16 protein-coding genes are annotated in these 23110 nt (G+C 63.2%); 6 read left to right on the top strand and 10 right to left on the bottom strand.

All coding sequences use genetic code 11. From position 1 onward, the window contains the following. Positions 1 to 88 precede the first annotated feature (88 nt). The 6 genes from VCK47_RS07240 to VCK47_RS07215 form a co-directional block, all read right to left on the bottom strand. Entirely contained in the window at positions 89 to 775 is a 687-nt protein-coding gene (locus VCK47_RS07240; RefSeq protein ID WP_322891735.1) for an anti-sigma factor domain-containing protein, read from the bottom strand. Continuing rightward, positions 772 to 1314, bottom strand: coding sequence for a sigma-70 family RNA polymerase sigma factor (locus tag VCK47_RS07235; protein WP_322891734.1), 543 nt, complete (start codon positions 1312 to 1314; stop codon positions 772 to 774). Before VCK47_RS07235 ends, VCK47_RS07240 begins: the two co-directional genes overlap by 4 nt. 85 nt (positions 1315 to 1399) lie before the next feature. Next, positions 1400 to 3448: a TRAP transporter permease gene (locus VCK47_RS07230; RefSeq protein WP_322891733.1), complete on the bottom strand. Its 2049-nt coding sequence runs from the start codon at positions 3446 to 3448 to the stop codon at positions 1400 to 1402. Between the two features lie 30 nt (positions 3449 to 3478). Further along, a complete protein-coding gene (locus tag VCK47_RS07225; RefSeq protein WP_322891732.1) occupies positions 3479 to 3955 on the bottom strand; it encodes a DUF1850 domain-containing protein in 477 nt (158 codons plus the stop codon). Next, a complete protein-coding gene (locus VCK47_RS07220; RefSeq protein ID WP_322891731.1) occupies positions 3952 to 4935 on the bottom strand; it encodes a TAXI family TRAP transporter solute-binding subunit in 984 nt (327 codons plus the stop codon). The genes VCK47_RS07225 and VCK47_RS07220 overlap by 4 nt, the downstream gene beginning before the upstream one ends. Positions 4936 to 5055: 120 nt before the next feature. Further along, a complete protein-coding gene (locus tag VCK47_RS07215; RefSeq protein ID WP_322891730.1) occupies positions 5056 to 5949 on the bottom strand; it encodes a LysR family transcriptional regulator in 894 nt (297 codons plus the stop codon). A 98-nt stretch (positions 5950 to 6047) separates the two neighbouring features. Between VCK47_RS07215 and VCK47_RS07210 the strand changes: the two genes are divergently transcribed. Beyond that, positions 6048 to 7601, top strand: a complete 1554-nt coding sequence (locus VCK47_RS07210; RefSeq protein ID WP_322891729.1) for a proton-conducting transporter membrane subunit — start codon at positions 6048 to 6050, stop codon at positions 7599 to 7601. Between the two features lie 19 nt (positions 7602 to 7620). Beyond that, on the top strand, positions 7621 to 10020 hold the full coding sequence (locus VCK47_RS07205) for a DUF2309 domain-containing protein (RefSeq protein WP_322891728.1): 2400 nt from the start codon (positions 7621 to 7623) through the stop codon (positions 10018 to 10020). On the opposite strand, the gene VCK47_RS07200 is transcribed toward VCK47_RS07205, so the two are convergent. Together VCK47_RS07200 and VCK47_RS07195 are read right to left on the bottom strand one after the other, a co-directional pair. Beyond that, positions 9989 to 10561, bottom strand: a complete 573-nt coding sequence (locus VCK47_RS07200) for a DNA-3-methyladenine glycosylase (protein ID WP_322891727.1) — start codon at positions 10559 to 10561, stop codon at positions 9989 to 9991. The two genes, VCK47_RS07205 and VCK47_RS07200, sit on opposite strands and share 32 nt — an antisense overlap. Before the next feature lie 15 nt (positions 10562 to 10576). After that, complete coding sequence (locus VCK47_RS07195; protein ID WP_322891726.1) at positions 10577 to 11683, bottom strand: AI-2E family transporter; 1107 nt, start codon at positions 11681 to 11683, stop codon at positions 10577 to 10579. 311 nt (positions 11684 to 11994) lie between these two features. Here VCK47_RS07195 and VCK47_RS07190 point away from each other — a divergent pair, with 311 nt between their 5' ends. Beyond that, positions 11995 to 12630 (top strand): SOS response-associated peptidase, encoded by a 636-nt coding sequence (locus tag VCK47_RS07190; protein ID WP_322891725.1) that lies wholly within the window; start codon positions 11995 to 11997, stop codon positions 12628 to 12630. Between the two features lie 113 nt (positions 12631 to 12743). Here the strand turns inward: VCK47_RS07190 and VCK47_RS07185 are convergent, their stop codons facing one another. Beyond that, complete coding sequence (locus VCK47_RS07185; protein ID WP_322891724.1) at positions 12744 to 15107, bottom strand: choice-of-anchor F family protein; 2364 nt, start codon at positions 15105 to 15107, stop codon at positions 12744 to 12746. A gap of 316 nt (positions 15108 to 15423) precedes the next feature. On the opposite strand from VCK47_RS07185, the gene VCK47_RS07180 reads away from it, so the two are divergent. Then, positions 15424 to 17307, top strand: a complete 1884-nt coding sequence (locus VCK47_RS07180; RefSeq protein ID WP_322892017.1) for a heavy metal translocating P-type ATPase — start codon at positions 15424 to 15426, stop codon at positions 17305 to 17307. Positions 17308 to 17412: 105 nt separating this feature from the next. On the opposite strand, the gene VCK47_RS07175 is transcribed toward VCK47_RS07180, so the two are convergent. Beyond that, on the bottom strand, positions 17413 to 19131 hold the full coding sequence (locus tag VCK47_RS07175) for a cation:proton antiporter (protein ID WP_322891723.1): 1719 nt from the start codon (positions 19129 to 19131) through the stop codon (positions 17413 to 17415). 527 nt (positions 19132 to 19658) lie between these two features. On the opposite strand from VCK47_RS07175, the gene VCK47_RS07170 reads away from it, so the two are divergent. Next, positions 19659 to 20411, top strand: a complete 753-nt coding sequence (locus VCK47_RS07170) for a glucose 1-dehydrogenase (RefSeq protein WP_322891722.1) — start codon at positions 19659 to 19661, stop codon at positions 20409 to 20411. Then, positions 20408 to 23098 (top strand): HAD-IC family P-type ATPase, encoded by a 2691-nt coding sequence (locus tag VCK47_RS07165; RefSeq protein ID WP_322891721.1) that lies wholly within the window; start codon positions 20408 to 20410, stop codon positions 23096 to 23098. Before VCK47_RS07170 ends, VCK47_RS07165 begins: the two co-directional genes overlap by 4 nt. Positions 23099 to 23110 lie beyond the last annotated feature (12 nt).

Here is a 23110-nt window from a genome sequence, read left to right as displayed (position 1 = left end):
CACGAGGGGCGGTGCGGATTAGTTTCACAGCACAGCAAGTTTTTGCGAAATACCTGTCTGCGCTGCACAAAAAAAGCAGCAACGCAGATCAGATCGCGGTGACAGCACCCACGGCCAGCACGGTTCCGGTCGGCGTGCCGGTCGGCGACCCGCCGAAGGGTTCTTCGCTGATCGCAAGGGTGCCGCCCGCGATGGCGGCGATCAGGTCGGCGGGCAAGGTGATGTCGGTCACCGCATCTTCGGGCAGCACGCCCAGCGATACAGGCGCAGGCGCGCCTTCGGCAATCAGCCACAGTTCCAGCACGCGCCCCGATGGCGCGGCACCGGCCTGCCGGTCGACGCGCAGGATACCCGTTTCGGGCGCATAGCTGGCCAGCACGACAAGCGACTGATCTTCGGCCACGATCTCGGCTGCAAGGCTTGGGGTAAAGGGCAGGGGTGCCTCGTCCTGCGGGATCGTGACCAGCACGGCGACAGCGATCACCGCCGCCGCTGCCGATCCGGCCAAGACACGCCAGAGCGACCATGACTGTTTGGCCGCTGCCGGAAACAGGACCGCGTCGATGCGGGACTTGACCGCCTTGGGCGGGCGCACATCAGCGAAATTGTCGGCCAGGGGCACAAGCTGTTCGTCCCATTCCACGACAAGCCGACGCAAGGCGGGTTCGGCATCCAGCCGCGCCTGGAACGCACGACGCTGCGCTGCATCCATCAGATGCAACGCATATTCACCGGCAAGGGTGACATCGTCGTTGGTGTCGTCCTCTTGTGTCATGCGCTCAGGCACTCTTTCAGTTTGATCAGGCTGCGCCGCAACCATGTCCGCATCGTGTTGAGCGGCACGTCAAACCGTGCCGCCAATTCGTCATAGCTGTAGCCTTCAAGATAGGCCCCGCGAACAGCATCAGCCCGGTCCGCGTCGAGTTCGTTCAGGCAGCCATCCAACCGTGACCGTTCGGACGCCGCCACCGCCGCCGCTTCGGGCGTGGGACCGGTGTCTTTGAGGTCGTGCACCTCGTCTATATCCACGGCACCGCCCTTGCGGGCGCGCAGCCGGTCGATGGCGAGGTTGCGCGTCAGCGTGATCAACCAAGTCATCGGACTGTAGCCGTTGACGGCATAGCTGCCCGCTTTCTGCCAGATCCTGACAAATGCATCCTGCAATGCGTCCTCGGCTTCGGCCCGATCATTCAAGATACGCAGGCAAACGCCAAAGAGTTTCGCAGAGGTCGCATCATAAAGCGCCGAAAACGCGGCCCTGTCACCAAGGCCGACCCTCTGGATCAGGTTTTCAACGTCTTCGCGGGTGGTCATGGAGTCACTTTTTCTGGCACAGGCAGCGTCTAACAGAAGATAGCGCGCTGCGAAAGCGGGCAGGCGGGATAGAATGCCGCAGGCTTTAGCCTGCCCGTGCGACACCTTGCGCCCTGCGCGATTTCAGCCAGTTCCAGACCAGCAAACCCAGAACCACCAGCGCGCCTGCCGCCTCGATCATCTCGTCGGGGTTGAAGATCGCAATGACACCGGGCACCACCAACAGGCGGGACAGATTGTCCATCCATGTGAACAGATAGCCTTCGATCGCGGCGGCAAAGCCCACGAGGCCGATCACGATGATGATGCCGGTCCAGATCACATACCATGTCTCGCCTCCCATGATGATCTCGGGGTTGAAGACCATGAAGGCGGGGATCAGATAGAGGCCCTTGGCGTATTTCCACGCCTGCATGCTGGTTTCCATCGGTTTGGACCCCGCAATCGCCGCCCCCGCAAAGCCCGCAAGGGCGATGGGCGGGGTCACGTTGCTGTCCTGTGAATACCAGAACACCACCAGATGCGCGATCAGCAGCGGCACGCCGAAATCGTTGTGCAGCGCGGGGCCGACCAGCACGATCAGCACGATATAGGCCGCCGTCACCGGCAGGCCCATGCCAAGGATCAGGCTGGCCAGCAGCACGAAGATCAGCGCAAGCGGCAGGCTGCCCCCCGAAAGCGAGATCATCATGGACGAGAATTTCAGCCCCAGACCCGTCAGCCCGACAACACCGACGATGATGCCCGCGACGGCACAGGCGACGCTGACCGCGACGGCATTTCGCGCGCCCAGCTCCAGCGCCTTTGCCATCAGCGCCAGACCGCTCAGCAGCGACGCCTTGATCCGCGCGGCTGTCAGCGGCTTGCCGTTCTGCGGATCAAGCACGACCAGCGTGAACCCCGCGCGCAGGGCCGTCACCGCGATGACCGACAGGATCGCCCAGAACCCCACGCGGGTGGGCGAGATGTTGTTGACCAGCAGATAGATCAGCACGACCAGCGGCACGATAAACTGCCACCCCGCCGCCAGCACATGACGCACGACGGGCAGGTCTGCGGCGGACAGGCCGGTCATGCCTGCCTTCATCGCGACCAGATGCACGAACAGATAGACCGTGCCCAGATAGAGGATCGCCGGAAAGATCGAGACCATGACAATGTCGATATAAGGCACATTGGTATACTCCGAGATCAGGAACGCCCCCGCGCCCATCAAGGGCGGCGTGATCTGACCGCCGGTAGAGGCTGCCGCCTCGATCCCGCCCGCCTCTTTGGGTTTGTAGCCCAGTTTTTTCATCAGCGGAATCGTGAAGGCCCCTGTCGTAACGACATTGGCGATGGCCGACCCCGAGATCGACCCCATGCCTGCGGAGGCGACAACTGCCGCCTTGGCGGGGCCTCCCGCCTTGCGCCCTGTCGCGGCAAAGGCAAGGTCGATAAAGAACTTGCCCGCACCGGTGACTTCCAGAAACGCGCCGAACAGCACGAACATGAAAACATAGGTCGCAGCGACCCCCAAAGGCAGGCCGAAAATCCCTTCCTGTCCCAGATAAAGCTGGCCCACCAGACGTTCCACGCTTGCCCCGCGATGCGACAGGATACCGGGCATCCATTCGCCCAGCCACGGCAGCGCGCCGCGCGGTCCGGCCAGCGCATAGGCGATGGCGATCATGCCGATGATGGTCATGCCAAGGCCCACGACACGGCGGCTGGCCTCCAGCACGGCCAGCGTGGCGATGATGCCCATGACGATATCCGTGCGCGACCACCAGCCCGCGCGGTTGATGATCTCGTCAAGGAAATAGAAGATATAGAATCCGCTCAGGAAGGCGGCGGTCAGGCAGGCGGCGTCGATGATCCAGCCGATGCTGCCGCGCGGACGGCTCGGGCCTGTGACCGGAAAGATCAGGAACGCCAGAAACAGGATGAACCCCAGATGCGCCGAGCGTTGATAGAACAGCCCCATCGGCTCGATGCCTGCGGTATACATCTGGAACAGCGACATGGTGATCGCGACAAGCGTGATCGTCCACAGGATCGGGCGCGGCTGGATCGCATCCGCCGAGCGCAGGGCAGGTGGCAGGTCGGTCAGGTCTTGATCCTCGCGGGGGGTGTCGGTTGTCTGGCTGCTCATGGTTTGTCCTGTCGGTGCGGATGGCGGCGGTCAGTCGGGGCGCAGGGTCAGGCGCACGGCGGTATCGGGGGCGATCCGGCTGAGTGGCAGGGAATGATCCGTGCCGGTCAGGGTATGATCGACCGCAGCGGGACCGACCCGCAGGGCCAGTGAATTGTCGGGGATCCTTTCGGCAATGCCGGTGATCCAGTAACCGCCCGTGGCGGCCGGCGTGATCTGGCCGCGGCCTGCGACCTCGCCCAATCCTGCGGCGAAATCGTGCAGGTAGGACCGTGTCAGGGTCAACTGGCCTGCGATATTCTCGAAACAATCGGCGACGGCGCCGCCGGTGACGGAATGGTTCCAGCGCAGGCAGATTTCCGTGCCCGGTTGGAATGCCAGTTCACCCAGCGGCGCGCCCGCAGTCTCCACCGCCAGCACGGGCTGCGCCATGACAGGCCCGCCCGCGCATACTGCGGCAGAAAGAAGGGCAGCCCCGAAGGACTGCCCCACAGGTATCGCCATCATGGGCGCTGGTGATCCTGCACCGCGGCACCCACCTCTTCGAGATAACGCAACGCGCCGGGGTGGAACGGGATCGGTGTCGAGGCGACCGAGAACTCGATCGTGGTGTCGTTCGCGGCCGGATGGATCGCGATCAGTTCGGCCACATTTTCATACATCGCCTTGGTGATGTTATAGGCCAGTTCCTCGTCCATATCGGCATGCACGATCAGCACGTTGGGTGTGGACATGGTCAGCACATCCTCGGCCATGCCGTCATAAAGACCCGCCACCAGCGTGAAAGGGGCGAAAGTCGGCTCAACGCCTTGCGATGCCGCGATCTGCTCCTCGGTGAAGGGGATGACGGAAATGGCGCGCGTTGCGGCAAGGTTCATGATCGACGATGTGGGTGGCCCCACGCTCCAGAAACCGGCGACGATGTCACCGTCGCGGATCGCATCGGCGGTTTCGTTGAAGTTCAGGCGCTGCGGGTCGAAATCATCATAGGTGATGCCGTTCGCCTCGAGGATCATCTGCGCGCTAAGTTCGGTGCCCGATCCCGGTGCGCCAACTGACACGCGCTGTCCGCGCAGGTCTTCGATGCTGGTGATCCCGCTATCGGCCAGTGCGACAAGTTGCACGGCGTTGGGATAGATCGACGCCAAGGCACGCGCTTCGCCGATCTGGCGGCCGTCGAAAGCGCCGGTGCCAGTATAGGCCTGATAGACCGTATCGGCCAAGGCAATCGCGATGTCGCTGTCGCCGCGCTGGATCAGCGCCATGTTCTCGACCGATGCGCCGGTGACTTCGACGCTGGCGCTGTAGCCGTCCACATGGTTGTTGATCACCTCCGCAAGACCACCGCCATAGGGATAGTAAACGCCGCCTGTGCCGCCTGTCGCGATGGACAGTTCCTGCGCTTGTGCGGCTGAACCGATCCCGAATGCCAGAACGGCTGCTGGTGCGACAAGCGCCTTCAGCCCGCGACCAAGATAAGTCGTCATGATGTCTCCTCCATTTTCGGGCGTGATGCCCTCCCTGACCCGGCTTTTCGTCCGGGGTATGAAACGGGTAACGGATACACGACCCTGAGAACAGTTTTTTCGACCCGGCGCGGGCAATTTTCAACCCAGAGGGTCAGTGGCCTGCGTCCGGTTCAATAGCTCTGCCACCAGCGGATTGGGGAACCGCCGGCGCAAAGTGACCGCCACGAACCGTTCAGTGATCCCGTCCAACCGCGCATATTCGACCAGTGTGCCCGCGGCCAGTTCGTCCTGCACAACGACCGGCGGCAATACGGCAAAGCCCGCATGCGCGCGTGCCAGAAGGCGCAGCATCGCCATGTCGTCGGCCTCGGCCGCGATGCGCGGCACGATCCCGAGCCTGTCGGCCAGCGCATCGAACGCCGCGCGCAAGGCCGATTCCGGTGTGGGCAGGATCAGTGCCTCGGTCGCCAGAATATCGGCCAGCGTCCGGTCGACACGGGCGGGGCGGGGTGGCCCCACAAGGCTGACAGGCTGTTCGGACAGCGCCTGCACCAGATAGGGGCTTGCCGCATCGCGCGCAGGCACAAGGTTGGTCAGCACGATATCCAGCGCCATCGCCTGCAAACCGCGCAACAGGTCGGCCTGCCCCCCTGACCGCAGCACTAATTCGACATCGGCGCGCCCGACAAGGGGCGCCACGAACCCGATCTGGAAGTTGCGCGATAGCGTCGACAGCGCCCCCACCCGCAACACCCGCCGCGACCCCGGTGCCTGCGCCAGCGTCGCGGCCAGATCGTCTGCCGTGCGAAAGATCGCTTCGGCATGATCCAGCGCAATCCGCCCCGCCTCGGTCAGGACCAGCCCGCGCCCACGGCGTTCAAACAGATCATGGCCCAATGCGGCCTCCAGCGTGCGCAGCTGCGTGGACAGTGCCGATTGCGACAGGTTCAGGCTGCGGGCCGCACCGGTCAGCGTGCCATCGCGCGCCACGGCCCGAAACAGCCGGAGGTGATGCAGGTTCAGGTGTGACATTGTTCTGTTTTCTGGATGTATACCCGATAAAATATGTAATTTTATTGATGAATGGCAAGCAGTATTCCCGCCGTCACCGCAATCACTGGAGACGGACCATGCCCTTACCCCTTTTTGCCCTGTTCGCCCCGCTGGTGCTGGCCATTGCTGCACTTGCTTTTGCCGCACGGCCCGGGCGACGCCCCGGTGGTCTGCTGCAACTGGCCCAAGGCGCCACGCTCTCGGCCTTCGCGCTTGCCGTGGGTGGGCTGGTGCAGCTGCTGCTGTCTGGCCCCGCGCAGGCAATGTTTGTGGATGGGTTGATCGGCCTGCGCATGGATGCAGTCAGCGCCACGCTGAGCCTGCTTGTCACCTTTCTGGGGTGGGTCATCCTGCGCTATACCCGCAGCTATCTGGACGGCGAGGCCCGCGAAGGCGCGTTTCACGGCTGGATGCTGGCGGCCTTGGCGGCGGTGCTTGTGCTTGTGCAGGCGGGCACGATGCTGGTTGCGATTGCGGCGTTCATCGCCACGGGCGTGGCTTTGCGGCAGTTGCTGCTGTTCTACGCCGACCGCCCAGAGGCTCGGCGCGCGGCAACCAAGTTCACGCTGGTCTGGGGCTTGGGCGATCTGGTGCTGATCGTAGCGGCAGGGCTGCTTTGGCACAGCTACGGCACATTGGCGTTCGATGCCTTGAACATCGCCGCGGCAACCGGCCTGACCGGACCCGCGCAGATCGCCACAGCGCTTGTAGTGTTGGGGGCCATGATCAAAACCGCGACCTTCCCGCTGCACGGTTGGCTGACCGAGGTGATGGAGGCGCCCACACCCGTCTCCGCGCTGCTGCATCCAGGCATCATCAACGCAGGCGGCGTGCTGCTGATCGCGCTTGCGGGACTGGTGCAAGCCAGCCCCGGTGCGATGGCGGCACTGGTCATGGTCGGCGGGTTCACCGCGCTGTTCGGCGCAATCGTCATGCTGGCGCAAAGCGCGGTCAAGACTGCGCTGGCATGGTCCACGGTCGGGCAGATGGGCTTTTTGCTGCTGCAATGCGGTCTGGGGCTCTGGGCCCTGGCGCTGCTGCATATCGTGGCCCATGCGCTGTACAAGGCGCATGCTTTCCTCGCATCAGGCGGCGCTGTCGCCGCCGTGCGTGAGGCGCGCAAGCCGGGTCCGGTCGCGGTGCCGCACATGCGGGCGGTCGCGCAGGCCTTTGTCATCGCGCTGGTAATCTATGCAGGCATCGCCGCGGGCTTTGGCCAGATCGCGGGGGCCAAGTCGGCACAGGCGCTGGCGTTGGGCGCGATCCTGATCTTCGGCGTGGCCTATCTGGTGGCGCAAGGGCTGGCCGATGCGGCACCGCGCGCGCTGACATTGCGCACGGCGGGGGCGTCGCTGGGGGCTGCGATTGCCTATTTCGGGTTTCACACTGTTGCAGGCCTGCTCTGGGGCACGTCACTGCCCGCCGCACCCGTGCCCACGGCGCTGGAATGGGCGCTGATCGTGCTGGCGGTGGGGTCTTTCGGCCTGATCGCCATCGCGCAGGCGCTGTTCCCGCTCTGGGCGCATCACCCTGCGGCGGCCGGCCTGCGGGTCCATGTCGCCAACGGCTTTTATCTCAATGCGGTCCTCGACCGCCTGATCGGTGGCCTGAAAACCACCAAGACAACCTGATCCAGCGGAGTTCAGCATCATGTTCCACGATCCATCAACGATCGCAGCTGACCGGCTGCCCACCCTCCTGTCACTGGCCGAAGCGGCCGCACGCGCCATCCCGCCTGCCTTTCCGCTGGATGCGACCGTCGCGGTGAACCCGTTTCTGGGGCAGACCGGCGAAGACCTGCCCCACGCCGCCGCCCGACTGGCACGGGTGGCGGGTGTCCGGATCACGCGGTCGCGCAGCGACTATGCGGCACAGATCGGCACCGGTGCGATCAGCGACGACGACCTTGTCGCCGCATTGGCGGCGCTGGGTCTGCCCGGTGACGATGCGGCACTTGCGCAACTGAAGGCCGCGTTGGTGTCCGACACGCCAGCGCCGCAGGCCGCACCGACCGTGGCCGATTTGGCCGCCGCCGCGACCGGCACCGACTGGCCTGCCGTGATCGCTCGTGCCTTCGGGCTTTGGGCGGCTGGGCATTTTGACCGGGGGCAGGCGCTTTGGACGCCTGCGCCGGGGATGGGGGCGTTTGCGGCATGGCGCGCGTGGGCCAGCCATGACCTGACCCCCGAAATCGCGGGCCTGACAGGGTTCTGCGCGCATGTCGCTGCCGCCCCCGACACCGCCGAACGCGCGATCCTGCGCGCGACCGAGGCGCTTGGGCTGAGCGACGCGGCCGTGCCGACGGCGTTCCATCGGCAGCTGCTGGACCTTGGCGGCTGGGCGCAACACGCGCGCTGGCTGCTGTGGCAGGCGGAACTGGCGGGCGGGACCGACGCGACGCTGACCGACCTGCTGGCGATCCGGCTGATCTGGGAAGAGGCGCTGCTGGCCCATGCCCCGCAGATCGGCGCGGATTGGGCCAAGGTTGTGGCGACACATGCCGCACCTGTCACGCCATCGCCTGACGACATGACCGACGCCGTGCTCCAGATGGCGGTAGAGCGCGCCTATCAGCGCAGGCTGTCGGCTGCCTTGACCGGCGCAAAAAAGACAGGGGCGCGTCCGGCGCTGCAGGCCGCGTTCTGTATCGACGTACGCTCCGAAGTGTTCCGCCGCGCGCTCGAGGCGCAGGGCGGGGATATTGAAACCATCGGTTTCGCCGGGTTCTTCGGGCTGCCGCTTGCGCATAAGCCGCGCGGCACCGATCTGGCACAGGCGCATCTGCCGGTGCTGTTGCAACCGGCCATGACCTCGTGCAGCCATGATGCGCCGCACGAAGAGGCGGGGCGCATCGCCGCGCGGGCGGTGCGGGCTTGGGGCCGGTTCCGGCAGGCGGCGGTGTCGTCCTTTGCCTTTGTCGAGGCGGCAGGTCCCGCCTATGGCGCAAAGCTCGTCAAGGATGCGTTGGCGCTGGGGGCGGGCAAGACGGCAGCAGACCCCGCACCCCGGCTGGAGGTTCCGCTGACAGCCACGCAAAAGGTTGCGACCGCGGCGGCCGTGCTGCGCGCGATGAGCCTGACGGAAGGCCACGCGCGTCTGGTGCTGCTTTTGGGGCATGGCGCGAAGGTCGCGAACAACCCGCATGAAAGTGCGTATCGTTGCGGGGCCTGTGCCGGACAGACCGGCGAGGTGTCGGCGCGCGTGCTGGCGGGTATCCTCAACGACCCTGAAACGCGGGCGGGCCTGCCTGCGCAGGGGATTGCGCTGGCCGAAGACGTGCTGTTCGTTGCAGGATTGCACGACACGACAACCGATAGGGTCACGCTTTATACCGATGCAGAGGCACCCGACCATGCCGCCGACATCGCGCAGGCGCGGGCCTCTCTGGCAGCGGCGGGCCGGATCGCGCGGGCCGAACGCGCCTTGCGCCTGCCCGGTGCCAAGGCCGACAGCATCATGGCCCGCGCCGTCAACTGGGCCGAGGTGCGCCCCGAATGGGGCCTTGCGGGCTGTGCGGCCTTTGTCGCGGCACCGCGCAATGCCACGGCGGGTGTCGATCTGGGCGGGCGGGCCTTTCTGCACAGTTATGACTGGCGCGCGGACGCGGATTTCGCGACCCTCGAACTGATCATCACGGCGCCCGTCGTCGTGGCAAGCTGGATCAGCCTGCAATACTATGGATCGACCGTCGCGCCTGCATTGTTCGGTGGTGGCAACAAACTGATCCATAATGTCGTCGGCGGGATCGGCGTCGTGCAGGGCAATGGCGGCGTCTTGCGCCCCGGCCTGCCGTGGCAGACAGTGCATGATGGCGACAAGCTCGCGCATGATCCGTTGCGCCTGTCGGTCCTGATCGAAGCGCCGCAAGAGGCGATCAGCGCGGTGCTGGAAAAGCATCCGCAGGTGCGCGCGCTCTTCGACAATGGCTGGCTGCATCTTTTCGCGCTGGACAGTGGGCGGATGGCGGCACGGTATCGGCCGGGGCTGGTTTGGGCCGACTGCGCAGCGGACGGTGAGGTCAGGGCGCGCGATCGCCAGCAGGCGGCGTGAACGGGCGGCTCAGCCCGCGCGCACCGGCAAGACCGAACCGCCAAGGGACGTCACGCGCCTTGGTGATCCCTATGCGCGGCCCGACCAGCAGCGGCGGCGTGCAGACGGGCAGGGTGATCGCCAGATCACCCCCGTCAAACGGCGCGCCGTCGTCGGCTGGCCTGATGCCAAGAGCCGCCGCCAGCCGACCGGGACCGTTGCACAAATGGGGCGTGCCGCGTCTTTCGTGCATGATGTCCAGACCGGTTTCGGGGGCGATGGCACGGATCAGCACCGCCTCGCCGGGGTTGGCCACGACGTTCAGGCATAGATGGATGCCGTAGGACCGGTAGACATAGGCATGCCCCGCAGGGCCGAACATCGCCGCATTGCGCGGTGTGGGCCCGCGGAAACTATGCGATGCAGGATCGTCGCTTGTATAGGCTTCGGTCTCGATCACGGTGCCGCCGGTGCCGCGCACAACCAGTTGCGCGCCAATCAGGCGGCGGGCCAGCGCGGGGGCGTCCAGCCCTATGATCTGTTGTTGAAACGCCGTTTGCATTCAGGGCCCAAGCTATCATGCCAAGGTTGGGTCCTTGGTCGTTGTCTCGTTGGTTGTCGTCTCGACCGTGCGCCCGCTCAGGAAATTGCCGAATGTCGCAAGTGTCGGCACATGATCGCAGACCACCTTGATCAAAACAAGGATCGGCACCGCCAGCAGCGCGCCCGGAATCCCCCAAAGCCATGTCCAGAAGATCACCGACAGGAACACCGCCACGATATTGAGCTGCAACCGGACGCCCAGAAACCACGGTGTGACGAACTGGCCTTCGATCGCGGTCAGCGCCTGATAGGCCAAGGGCGCGAGCAAAGCATAATAGATGCTGTCGAAATGGACGATGGCAAAGGCACCCACACCCAGTGTGCCGATGATGCCCCCCAGAAACGGCAGGTAGTTCAGGCAGAAGGCCGCGACCCCCCAGACAAATGGATAGGGCATTTCCAGCAGGTAGAGCACGCAGGCGACCGCCACCCCAAGCCCCGCGTTGATGAAGGTAATGGCGACAAGATAGCGCGACATTCGCCGCTCGATTTCATGGATCACCGTCAGCGCGCGTTTCTTGTCGCCGAACCGCGAGAAGGATTCGACGACCTTGACGTAGAACATGTTGCCCGCCGCCAGCAGGAACAGCGCAAGGATCAGCCCGACGACCAGCGACGTGACGAAGCTGGTCATGTTGCTGACAGCGGTGGTCAAAAGGCCGGGCTGCTGCATGACGACGGTATCGATATCATCCGCGCCGCCTTGGGCGATCTCGCCGACCTGTTTGGTTGCGTCCTGAAAGGCCGACATGGATTCGATGACGCCGCGCAGCTTGGTGCGCAATTCGAAGCTGATGCGCGGGATGTCATCGAACCAGCTGACGACGGACCCGCCAAGCACCACAACGACGGCCCCGATCGCTGCGACCAGCCCGATGAGCGTCACCGATGCAGCCAAAGCCGATGGAACGCCGCGTTGCGACAGCCACCTGACCCAAGGCCCCAGCGTCAGCGCCAGCAAGACCCCCAGCACAACCGGCAGTACGACATCCTTGGCGAAGTAAAGCGCCGCCAGCGTCATCAGGGTGACGATCGCGGCAAGCAACCTGTTTGTCGTGCGAATATTGTCGAAATTGTCCATGCATGCCCACTTTGCCCTGCCACCGCGACAGGTCCCACGCCCGTGCAAAGACGCGCTGTTCCGGGCGGATACCGGACAGCGGACTTTCTGAGCCTAAGTCTCGCAACGCCGCTTGGCCCGGAAAGTTCCCGCCATGCGCCGATTTTACGCAGGCGCGTGCCGCTTTGGTTTCAACCATGCATCATGGGGGAGACCCGCAGGCAGCAAATCAAAGCTTGCGTCATTGTGCGGTTTTCGGGGATCACCCTGACAGACGCGTCCGAGCTGGTGTCAGGACCTGCACCGGCCGCGCGAGGTCATGGGGCAGCGCGATGTGCAATCTTTACAGACACACCACCGCCGTAGAGGCGATGCGCCAGATCTTCGCGAGCCTCGACAATCGGGCCGGCAATGTCGAGACGGGCGAGATTTATCCCGATCGTCTTGCGCCGGTGATCACGCAGGACGGTGGTGCGCATGTCCTGCGCCGCGCCCGCTGGGGTCTGCCGTCCCCGCCGCAATTTCACAGCAAAAGCGGGATCGACAGAGGCGTCACGAATGTGCGCAACACCGCGTCCCCGCATTGGCGGCGATGGATCGGGCCGCAGAACCGCTGTCTGGTGCCTTTTGCGCAATTTGCAGAACCGCGCGCAGGCAAAGGTGCAGGCAATGCATGGTTCAAACTGACGACCGGCCAGCCCGCCTTTTTCGCCGGGATCTGGGTGCCTGACTGGCGCAGTATCCGCAAGCTCAAGGATGGCGAGACGACCGATGACCTTTTTGCGTTTCTGACCTGTGAACCCAATGACATCGTCGCACCCATCCATCCAAAGGCGATGCCTGTCATCCTGACGCGCGCGTCCGATCTTGAAACGTGGCTATCCGCGCCTTGGCCAGACGCGAAAAGGCTGCAGCGACCACTGCCAGAAGCGCTGCTTGCGCAGGAAGAAAGCGGAGTGATACCGTAACGCGCGGGAACGCCGAGGATACAGGCGAAAGCCACGAAATGGCATTGGCGGGCGCGCTTGATACGCGCCCGCCAGCAAGTCGGCATCGGGCAGAGCTGTACCTCGAACCTTTCTCAGAAGCTGATGTTCAGCGACACTCGGACAGCGTGGCTTTCGAACCCGTCACCGAAGAATGCCCCCTTATACTCCGCGCCCAGCGTGGTTTCCGACCTGCCGGACTGCGACAAGGTGGTCGAAAGGCCAAACCCGAAATCGACCCAGGTGTCGTCCTGCGCGTCAACCGGTGTCTCGAAACCGGGCAGACCGGCAAAGCTGGTGCTGATCGCGGCATCGCCCCCCGACTGCGCTGTGACCGCGGCATAGGCAAAGGGGTTCACCACCCCGCCGCCAACCTGATAGTCAGCCTCGGCGCGCAGACCGGCACTGGCAAGCAGGTAGTTGGTGCTTTGGTCGCCCACGGTCAGATTGCCAAGCCCCGCACCGGTTTCGCTGTAGCCGTCAACCGACAGGTTCACATATTGCAGCGATGCGGTCGGACCCCAGCGCAATGTGTTCGCGGGCTTGAGCCAGTCAGCTTCGACCCCGGCCACGAACATTGTGCCGTCGGTGGTGCCAGCGGCAGTCGCCTCAAGCACCCCGATGTTGCGCGCGGTGTCGAACGACAGGCTTTGATACCCGACAAGCGCCTTGTAGCGCCCGTTGCCACCCATCGATCCGCGGGCATAAACGCCCAGACCCAGCGCATCGACATCGACAGAGCCTGCGCCCCCATCCATGTTGGCATTGGCCTGACCGCCGCCGATCATCACGCCCAGCCATGTGCCGGGGTTCAAGTTCCGCTCGATCCCGGCCCAGACACTGGCGGCTTCAGTCTCGAAGCCCGGATTGTTGGAAGTCGCATCCGTTTCGGACACACGACCACCCAGCGAGACAAAGCCGCGCGTGCCATCGCCCAATGTCCAGTTGGCACCCCTGCTTGAAACCGATGTTCCGTCGTCCGGACCGGCATCACCACCGGGCAGGGCAAAGAACTGTTCCGTGCCCATCGCATAGGCCGATCCAAAGATACCGGCACCCGAGGTAAAGCCAAGCCCCGCCAGCGCCTGCTGACGTTCGGCCACGGTAGGCAGGGCCATCACGCTGTCGATGATCGCCAGATAGCCCGCATCTGCCGCAAGATAGGGCACGTTGGCCGCATCAAGCGATGCTGCCACGCGGAACTGGCTATCGCTGCCCGAGGTTTCGACAACCGGTGCAAACCGCGGGGCTGTCCGGATGATGAATGTGTTTCCGTCAACCGTGCCAACCGTGATCGTGTAGTTCACGTTTGCATTGCGCAGATCCTCGATCTTGCCGATGGCGAACAGGCCATTGGCTTCTGCCGCCGCGACGATCCCTGTGGGGACCAACCCACCCGGCGTGTAGGCAAGATCACCAACGCTGACCCCAAGGGCTGCGGCAAGATCTTCCAGACGGGCGTCGAGCGCTTCTGGCAGTTCAAGGTTGCCATAGGTCCAGCCGCCGCCTGCCATGTTGTTCCATGCAACCAGCGCGGATTCGTCGGACGGATCGGCGTTGTCGTCCCAGAACAGACCATCGGGGATCATGGAATTGTCCAGCATTGCGGTGCCGAAGTTGACCACATAGAAGCCGTTGCCGAGCAAATCCGCTGCGCCACCGAAGTCCAGCGTGTCGTCGCTACGCACAAGGCTGAAGCCCGCCCGCGCGTCAGAGAAGAACCCGATGTCCCCTTCCTGACCGCCCCCGCCGAACAGCCCGTCCACCAGACGTGCGCCATTGCCAAGGTTTGCCATCACATCGGGATCAAGGTTGAACAGCACGGCACTTGCTGGGTCCAGCGTGCCCATCGGCGTGCCATCGGCTGTCAGCAGTTCGATACTCAGCCCGGTAATGCGCGCGCCGGTAAAGTTCGAAATCTTGCCGAAATTGAAATAATCGACCGAGGATACATCGACGGATTCGCCTGCGTTGTTGGTGAAGGTCGGGCTGGTCCGGATCAGCATGTCGAACGCATCCCGTCCGGTCAGCCAAGTCTTGATCCGCTTGCCGGACCCCGAGGCTGAATCGCAATATACTTCGGGGTTGTTGGCCATCATGCAATTGGGCACACCACCACGCGATTCCAGCGGATCGTCGGTGAGGTCGCCATCGGCAAGCACATCCGCAAAGTCGAAGATGATGTTTTCGTAAGGTGGCAGAAAGACCCCTGAAATATCCGGATCCCGTGTCGAAGTGAACGTGACGCTCTTGATCCCCGGCGGTAATACGCCCTCTTCAGGATCGTTGAAGATCAAGCCACCGCCTGACGTGCCGATCAACATATTTTCGGCCAGAACGTCCGCCTTGGCGGGTGTAGCACCAAGTCCCGCGGCCAGAAGCAGCGGAAGGGCTGCAGCGCATCCCAAAAGCTGTGTACGGACAGGGGGTGACGTCAAAACACGCAAATTCGTAACCATAATGGTCATCCTTTAATAATATAGATGATTGGAAAGGGGTCGCTGACCTTCAGTAGACGCCCGCCAATCCTTGAATCTTAGGCGTTAATACATTTCATTTCTTTGATGTGTATCAACTTTGGACGTCGTTCAGGTCGGTTTGCTGCCCAAGTCGCCCAAGGTTCCGGCAGGTGGCTTGCACGCCGCAGGGCGGCAGGGCCCAAGCTTCACGCCATGTTTGTCGTGAATGATGTTATCGGTGGTATGCGGCCCGATAAGGTGGTCAGCTTTTTCGGAGCACAGCCGCAGGAATGACCACGGCATGCAGGGGACCGTCATGGACCAAACCAAGTCAGACCGCCTCAAGACGCTGCTTTTGGTTCTTGCCTTGACGGGCCTGATCGGGGGGCTGGCGTTACATGTCGGCGGCAGGCCCGATCTGGCCGCGACATTGTGGTTTGCAGGCGTTGCGCCCGTGCTGGTGGCACTGGTGGTCGAGATCGCGCGCAGCCTGATGCGCGGGGATGTGGGGCTGGATATCGTCGCCGCTTTGTCAATGGCGGCGGCGTTGACCTTTGGCGAAACGCTGGCAGCGGCGGTGGTCGCGGTCATGTATTCGGGCGGCACCTTTCTGGAAAACTTCGCCGAAGGGCGCGCACGCGCCGAGATGCGCAACCTGTTGTCCCGCGTGCCGCGTACCGCAACCCGCCATCTGGACGGCGGGCTGGAAGAGGTGCCGCTGGACAAGATCGTGCCGGGTGACCGGCTGCTGATCCGGCAGGGCGATGTGGTGCCGGTCGATGGGCAAGTCGCCTCGGCCACGGCGTTTCTGGACACTTCGGCGCTGACCGGTGAATCGCTGCCCGTGCGGCTGGAACGCGGCGGGGATGCGATGAGCGGGTCCACAAACGCAGGCGATGCCTTTGACCTGACAGCCACGCATGAAGCAAAAGACAGCACCTATGCCGGTATCGTCAGGCTCGTCGAAGAGGCGCAGCGGTCAAAGGCACCGATGGCGCGGCTGGCGGATCGCTGGTCGCTGGGGTTTCTGGCGGTCACTGTCACGATCGCTTTTGCGGCATGGTGGTTCACCGGCGATCCGATCCGTGCAGTGGCCGTGCTGGTTGTCGCCACACCTTGCCCGCTGATCCTTGCCGTGCCTGTCGCCTTGGTGGCGGGCCTGTCACGCGCGGCGCATTTCGGCATTCTGGTGAAAGGCGCAAAACCGCTAGAGGCGATGGCCCGCATCCATACGCTGATCCTCGACAAGACAGGCACCCTGACCGACGGGCGGCCGCAGATCGTGTCGATCGACAGCGCGGGCGGGATGGCACCCGATGACATCCTGCGTTTTGCAGCCGCGCTGGATCAGGCATCCAAGCACCCGGTAGCACAGGCGATTGTCGCTGCTGCCAAAGAGCGGGGGCTGGTCCTGCCGGTGCCTGTCGATGTTGCGGAAATGCCCGGTGAGGGGGTGATCGGATCTATCGACGCGCGGCAGGTCATTGTCGGCGGCGACGGGTTTGTGACACGGCAGGTGGGCCAGGCGTCAGGGGCGCATCCGGAACTGGCTGCGGGCGCGCTGATGGTTGCGGTGGCGATTGATGGCCGTCTGGCGGGCTATCTTGTCATGGCTGACCCCTTGCGCGACGGGGCTGGTGACATGCTGGCACGGCTGCGCGCGCAGGGGATCAGCCGCATCTTGCTGGCGACAGGTGACAGGGTCGCGGTGGCGCAGCGCATCACGCAGGGTCTAGGGCTTGACGGAACTCACGCCGGACTGACCCCGGACGGCAAGGTCGATCTGGTTCTGGCAGAGCGCAAGACCGGCCCTGTCATGATGGTCGGCGACGGGGTGAACGATGCCCCCGCGCTGGCCGTTGCCGATGTCGGTGTCGCGATGGGCGCACGCGGCGCCGCCGCCAGCGCAGAAGCGGCCGATGTCGTGTTGCTGGTCGACCGCGTTGACCGGATCGCCCCCGGAATCGAGATTGCCCGCCGCGCCCGCCAGATCGCGCTGCAAAGCGTCGTTGTGGGGATCGGCCTGTCGGTCCTCGGGATGATCGCCGCTGCCTTTGGCTATCTGACGCCCGTGCAAGGCGCACTACTCCAAGAGGTGATCGACGTGGCCGTCATCCTGAACGCCCTGCGCGCGCTGCGCATTTCTCCCGCAGGTATCGACGCTCTGAAAACATCACAACAGACGGCAACAGCGTCATGATGCGGGTCCCGACCTGCCCCGCGCGGTGCAAGTCGGACGGCTGGGTGACATACCCCGTGTTGCCTTAGCCCGCAGGATCGCTCGATCAGCCGTCCGATCGAATACCTAGGTCTGCTGTTCTTCGGACATGATCGAAGGGATCTCGGTGCGCTCTTCTGGCGCCGCACCGCAAAGCAGTTCGACCGCACGGTCGGCGGCATCCTGGAAAGGCTCCAGCACCACATCGGCACCAGAGGCGAAAAGCAGCTCTGTATCGCGCAAGTGGTGTGAGGCAACAGCGATCCGCCCAAGGAACCCTGCAGTGCGTGACAGCTGGATCAGCGTGGTGCGTGTGTCCTCATGGCTCAGCCCCGTTGGGTGGATCGGCACCGTGGAGACGATCCATTCCGCATGCGGTAGGGGCAGTTCGGTGACGAATTCGGGGTCGGTCGCATCGCCGAATTCGGTGGCCAGCCCAAGTTCGCGCCAGCGCTTGATCGCAAGCGGGTTGAAATCGACCCCAAGCACCGTGATCCCCCGCTTTTGCAAGCGCAGCCCGATAGCCGTGCCGAAACGCCCCAGCCCGAAAATGATCACTTTGGGACCGTCAAGACGGTGTGCGCCAGCCTCAACGGGTTCACGCGGAGTGCCGCGACGCTCGAACACGCCCAGAAACCGCTCGAACACAGCGTAAAGCTGGTGCGAATAGGTAATCATATAGGTAGAGGCCGCGATTGTCACGAGCCCGACCATGGTCACAAGGCCAAGTGCATCTTCCTGCACATGCCCGATCGAGACACCCATCGCTACGAAAATCAACGAGAATTCGCTGATCTGTGCAACCGTCAATCCTGCCAGAAAGCCGGTCCGCTTGCGATAGCCCAAAGCCCCCATGATCAGCAGCACGATCAACGGGTTGCCGATCAGAACGAACAGCGAGAAGACGATTGCCCCAATCACATGCGTGCCCAAAAGCGACAAATCCAGTGCAGAACCAAGCGCGATGAAGAAGAACAGCAGCAGGAAATCACGCAGCGGGGCAAGGCGTGCTGCAATGGTTTCGCGGTAAGGCGTCGACGCAAGCGCTACACCGGCGAGTAGGCCACCGACCTCCTTGCCCAGCCCGACGATCTCGCCTGCGGCGGCGAACATCGCGGCCATCGCGATCGCGAAGATCACCAGAAGTTCGGGCGCGCTTGCCAGACGCTCTGTCAATGGGTTGGCGATATAGCGCACAAACAGCACGACAAGCGCCACCATCGCGACACCCGACGACAGGACCATCGTCACCGACCCGCCGCCATGCCCGTCGCCTGCCGCACCGATACCGATGGCAGACAGCACAATCATCGCAAGCACGACGACAAGATCCTGCACGATCAGAAACCCCAGTGCGATCTGCCCGTGCAGGCTGTCGATCTCCCGCTTGTCGGACAATAGCTTGACGATGATGATGGTGGACGAAAACGTCAGAGCGACCGCGACATATAGGCTGGTGACCGCGCCCAGCCCCAAGGCCAGACCGATCAGATACCCGAAGGTCGACGTGAATGCGACCTGTCCGAGACCCGTCAGAAGCGAGACAGACCCGAGCGACCGGATCAGTTTCACGTCGAGCTTGATGCCGACGAGAAAAAGCAGCACGGCAATGCCGAGTTGAGACAACAGGCTGATCTGCGCATCCGAGCGTACGACGTCCATTGCCGAAGGCCCTGCGATCAGTCCGACAGCGATGAAGCTGACGATCAGCGGCTGCCGCAGCATGATGCCGATAAATCCGACCGCCGCCGCCATCACCAAAAGTGCGGCGATCTCGGCGAACGGTGACTGAACGATCACCTCCATCAATGTGTCTGCTCCCTCTTGTTATCGTGGCAAGGATTGTTGGCGGCTGCTGTTGCTGGGCGTGTCCCGCGATCTTTGCGAATGGCGTCGCGATGATCCCTGTTACCTTTGCCGATTAAGTGAAGTCCGTCGCCCTTGCTACCCCGGTCTTGCGTAACGTCACGGGTCATTGGCAGGTCGGCCCTGTCCCTTGCTGTCTGGACATGACCTTGCTGGATGCTGAAGGCGTTTTCAACACAACGGTTATCCCTGATCGCACTCTGACGAAAAATCACTGTCCCAGACAGGGTTTCCCCCGTCTGGACGCTCAAAACAGGGCCTTCAGGCATTTGCGTCATGTGGGAGAACCTCTTTGAGACATCGACGGCGAAAATTGCGAAACGCGGGTCACGCGCACCCCCGAACCTGACAGTATGCCGCAAGTTTGACCGCAGACCTTGCGCTAGCTCAAATACGCCGCTGCCGAAGTCAGGTAGTCTCAACGTCACGATGTCGATTTTGACTTTTGATGGAAGGAACGGACAACAATGCAGGACTTCGCAGGACAGACCGCACTGGTGACAGGGGCCGCCTCTGGGATCGGCAAGGCAATTGCTTTGGAACTGGCCGCACGCGGCGCAACCGTCATCGTCTCTGACCGGGACCAACCGGGATGCGACCTCGTCGTGGCCGAAATTCGCGATCGCGGGGAAAAAGCGTTGCCATTTGCGGCAGATGTGTCTGATGCCGAAGCGATGAAAGCGCTTGTCACCTTTGCCGAGACACAGACGGGCGCGTTGCATCTGGCGGTGAACAATGCCGGCATTGGTGGCGCGCAAGCCCCCGTGGGAGAGTATCCGACGGACGCTTGGGATCAGGTCATCGGTGTCAATCTGAACGGCGTGTTTTACGGGATGCGCTATCAGATTCCGGCGATGGAGCGCGCCGGTGGTGGGGCCATCGTGAATATGGCGTCCATTCTCGGCAGTGTCGGGTTCGCCAATTCCTCTGCCTATGTTGCCAGCAAACATGCGCTGTTGGGACTGACCAAAACCGCAGCCATCGAATACGCACGCAAGGGCATTCGTATCAACGCCGTTGGTCCAGCCTTTATCCAGACCCCGCTTTTGACGGACAACCTCAGCCAGGACATGCTTGATGGGCTAGCGGGTTTGCATCCGATGGGGCGGATCGGCACACCGCAGGAAGTGTCCGCACTGACCTGTTTCCTGCTTTCCGCGCGCGCTAGCTTTATCACCGGAAGCTATCATCTGGTTGATGGCGGCTACACGGCACCATGAGTTCGCCGACAGGCAATATGCGCGAAACCGCGTCCCCTTGGGCCCGTTCTGTCGATGACGTGTTGACCGACCTCGGGTCCTCCGGGTGCGGGCTTGCGCCGGGCGAGGCGGCAGCGCGGCTGGATCAGGTCGGCCCGAACCGGTTGCCAGCCGCGCCACGCGCCAGTCCGTTGGCCCGTTTCGCACGACAATTCAACAACCTACTGATCCTCGTCCTGATCTTTGCGGCTTTGATCACGGCGCTGTTGGGGCATTGGATAGACACAGGCGTGATCCTGACCGTCGTTGTTATCAACGCCGTTATCGGCTTTGTGCAGGAAGGACGCGCCGAAGCCGCCCTTGATGCGCTGCGAAACATGCTGGCACCGCGTGCCAACGTGCTGCGCGCGGGCAGACGCATGGCCATCGCTGGCACCGATCTGGTCCCCGGAGACCTTGTGTTGCTGGAAGCCGGCGACAAGGTTCCCGCCGATCTGCGCCTGATCGATGTAGCGGGCCTGCGGATAGAAGAGGCCATGTTGACGGGTGAATCTGTACCCGTGCGAAAAGACACAGCACCGGTCGCCGCAGTCGTGTCGTTGGGGGATAGGCGCTCGATGGCCTTCAGTGGAACGATGATCAGCGAAGGCACAGGGCTTGGCGTGGTAACCGCGACAGGGCAGGCCACAGAAATCGGGCGTATCAGCCGCATGATGGCAGATGTGCAGACCATCAAGACCCCGCTGGTCCATCAGATGGAAGTCTTCGCGCGCTATCTGACTGGCTTTGTCATGGCGGTTGCGGCAGGCATTCTGGGCTTTACGGTTGCTGTGCGCGACACACCGTTCGCGGAAGCCTTCATGATTGTGGTGGGCTTTTTCGTCGCCGCGATCCCCGAAGGCTTGCCTGCGGTCCTGACGGTGACATTGGCCATTGGCGTTCAATCAATGGCGCGGCGCAATGCAATCATCCGGCGACTGCCAATTATTGAAACCCTCGGTGCCGTGTCGACCATTTGCTCGGACAAGACCGGCACGCTGACCCGCAATGAAATGATTGTCGCAAGCGCCGTGATGGCGTCCGGCACAGCGCACGTGTCGGGCCAGGGATACGCGCCAGAGGGCGCTGTTGACGGTGGCGACCACCCCACGCTTGTGGCCATGGCGCGCGTCGCCGCCTTGTGCAATGGCGCGGTGTTGGTGCAGGACGCGCAGGGATGGCGTGTTGAAGGTGACCCGATGGAGGGCGCGCTTTTGGCTTTCGCAGGCAAGCTGGATGCGCCTGTCCTCGATCGTCCGCGTGCTGATGCCACTATTCCTTTCGATGCGCGCTATCGCTACATGGCGGTGCTGTATGATGGGCTGGTTCTTCTCAAAGGCGCGCCGGAGCAGGTGCTGGCGCAGTGCCGCTTTCAAATGACCGCTGACGGACCAGCGCCACTCGACCCCGCCTATTGGGACCAAAAGAGCGCGGATATCGCCCGACAGGGTCAACGTGTTCTGGCGCTTGCGCAGATGGAACATCGGGGTGCCGGGCTGGACCACGACACCTTTGGGCGGGGATTGACCCTGCTGGGCCTTGTGGGCCTGATAGATCCCCCCCGCGATGAGGCCATCGCTGCCGTGGCCGAATGTCATGCCGCCGGTATATCGGTGAAAATGATCACGGGCGACCATGCGGGCACGGCCGCCGCAATCGGGCGACAGATCGGTCTGCACCGGACCGACCAGCCCCTGACCGGGGCAGAGATCGACCAGATGGATGACGCGGCTCTCGAAAGCGCCATGGACAGGACAGATATCTTCGCGCGCACCAGCCCCGAGCACAAACTGCGCCTCGTGCAGGCTTTGCAGGCGCGCGGGCAGGTCGTGGCGATGACCGGCGATGGGGTGAACGATGCGCCCGCGCTCAAACGCGCAGATGCCGGGATCGCCATGGGACTGAAAGGGTCAGAGGCCGCGCGCGAGGCATCGGATTTCGTGCTGGCCGATGATAACTTCGCGTCCATCGCAGAGGCAGTCAAACAAGGCCGCACGGTCTATGCCAATCTCAAAAAGGTCATCACCTTCCTGTTGCCGGTCAACGGGGGGGAATCCATCTCGTTGATTATCGCCATCCTGTTTGGTCTGGTGCTGCCCATTTCGCCGCTCCAGATCCTTTGGGTGAACATGATCAGTTCTGTCGCCTTGGCCATGTCGCTGGCCTTCGAGCGCCCGGAGGCCACAATCATGCTTCAGCCCCCACGCCGCGCAGACGCGCCCATCCTGTCGCGATTTATCCTGTGGCGCGTGTTTGTCGTCTCGATCCTGTTTGCGATCGGCATCTTTGGCCAGTTTACACTTGCACAGGCACAAGGTGCAGGTCTGGACGAAGCCCGTACAATGGCGGTGAACACGCTGGTGGCGATGGAGGTTTTCTACCTGTTCTCGGTGCGGTATCGCCACGGTTGGTCACTGACATGGCAAGGGTTCAAAGGAACCCCCGCCGTGCTTTTGGCGGTCGCATTGGTCGTCGTACTCCAAGCGGTTTTTACCTATCTGCCTGTCATGCAATCCTTGTTTGGCACGGTCGCGCTTGGTCCGGTGCAGCTTGCACAATGTGCCGCAGCGGGTGTCATTCTTCTGGTCCTGCTGGAAGCGGATAAACAAGCGGCAGAAGGATGGAAGACCTTGTCGAAGGGCCGGGGGAGTAGGCTCAGGACCCATTGATTTGAGGTCTTT

The organism is Yoonia sp. 72, assembly GCF_034652275.1.
Lineage (GTDB): Bacteria > Pseudomonadota > Alphaproteobacteria > Rhodobacterales > Rhodobacteraceae > Yoonia.
This window is presented reverse-complemented; position numbering and strand designations above follow the sequence as displayed.

Bases quoted from the DNA above. Each gene is read 5' to 3' on its own strand.
- VCK47_RS07240 (WP_322891735.1), bottom strand. From the start codon at position 775: ATGACACAAGAGGACGACACCAACGACGATGTCACCCTTGCCGGTGAA.
- VCK47_RS07235 (WP_322891734.1), bottom strand. From the start codon at position 1,314: ATGACCACCCGCGAAGACGTTGAAAACCTGATCCAGAGGGTCGGCCTT.
- VCK47_RS07230 (WP_322891733.1), bottom strand. From the start codon at position 3,448: ATGAGCAGCCAGACAACCGACACCCCCCGCGAGGATCAAGACCTGACC.
- VCK47_RS07225 (WP_322891732.1), bottom strand. From the start codon at position 3,955: ATGATGGCGATACCTGTGGGGCAGTCCTTCGGGGCTGCCCTTCTTTCT.
- VCK47_RS07220 (WP_322891731.1), bottom strand. From the start codon at position 4,935: ATGACGACTTATCTTGGTCGCGGGCTGAAGGCGCTTGTCGCACCAGCA.
- VCK47_RS07215 (WP_322891730.1), bottom strand. From the start codon at position 5,949: ATGTCACACCTGAACCTGCATCACCTCCGGCTGTTTCGGGCCGTGGCG.
- VCK47_RS07210 (WP_322891729.1), top strand. From the start codon at position 6,048: ATGCCCTTACCCCTTTTTGCCCTGTTCGCCCCGCTGGTGCTGGCCATT.
- VCK47_RS07205 (WP_322891728.1), top strand. From the start codon at position 7,621: ATGTTCCACGATCCATCAACGATCGCAGCTGACCGGCTGCCCACCCTC.
- VCK47_RS07200 (WP_322891727.1), bottom strand. From the start codon at position 10,561: ATGCAAACGGCGTTTCAACAACAGATCATAGGGCTGGACGCCCCCGCG.
- VCK47_RS07195 (WP_322891726.1), bottom strand. From the start codon at position 11,683: ATGGACAATTTCGACAATATTCGCACGACAAACAGGTTGCTTGCCGCG.
- VCK47_RS07190 (WP_322891725.1), top strand. From the start codon at position 11,995: ATGTGCAATCTTTACAGACACACCACCGCCGTAGAGGCGATGCGCCAG.
- VCK47_RS07185 (WP_322891724.1), bottom strand. From the start codon at position 15,107: ATGGTTACGAATTTGCGTGTTTTGACGTCACCCCCTGTCCGTACACAG.
- VCK47_RS07180 (WP_322892017.1), top strand. From the start codon at position 15,424: ATGGACCAAACCAAGTCAGACCGCCTCAAGACGCTGCTTTTGGTTCTT.
- VCK47_RS07175 (WP_322891723.1), bottom strand. From the start codon at position 19,131: ATGGAGGTGATCGTTCAGTCACCGTTCGCCGAGATCGCCGCACTTTTG.
- VCK47_RS07170 (WP_322891722.1), top strand. From the start codon at position 19,659: ATGCAGGACTTCGCAGGACAGACCGCACTGGTGACAGGGGCCGCCTCT.
- VCK47_RS07165 (WP_322891721.1), top strand. From the start codon at position 20,408: ATGAGTTCGCCGACAGGCAATATGCGCGAAACCGCGTCCCCTTGGGCC.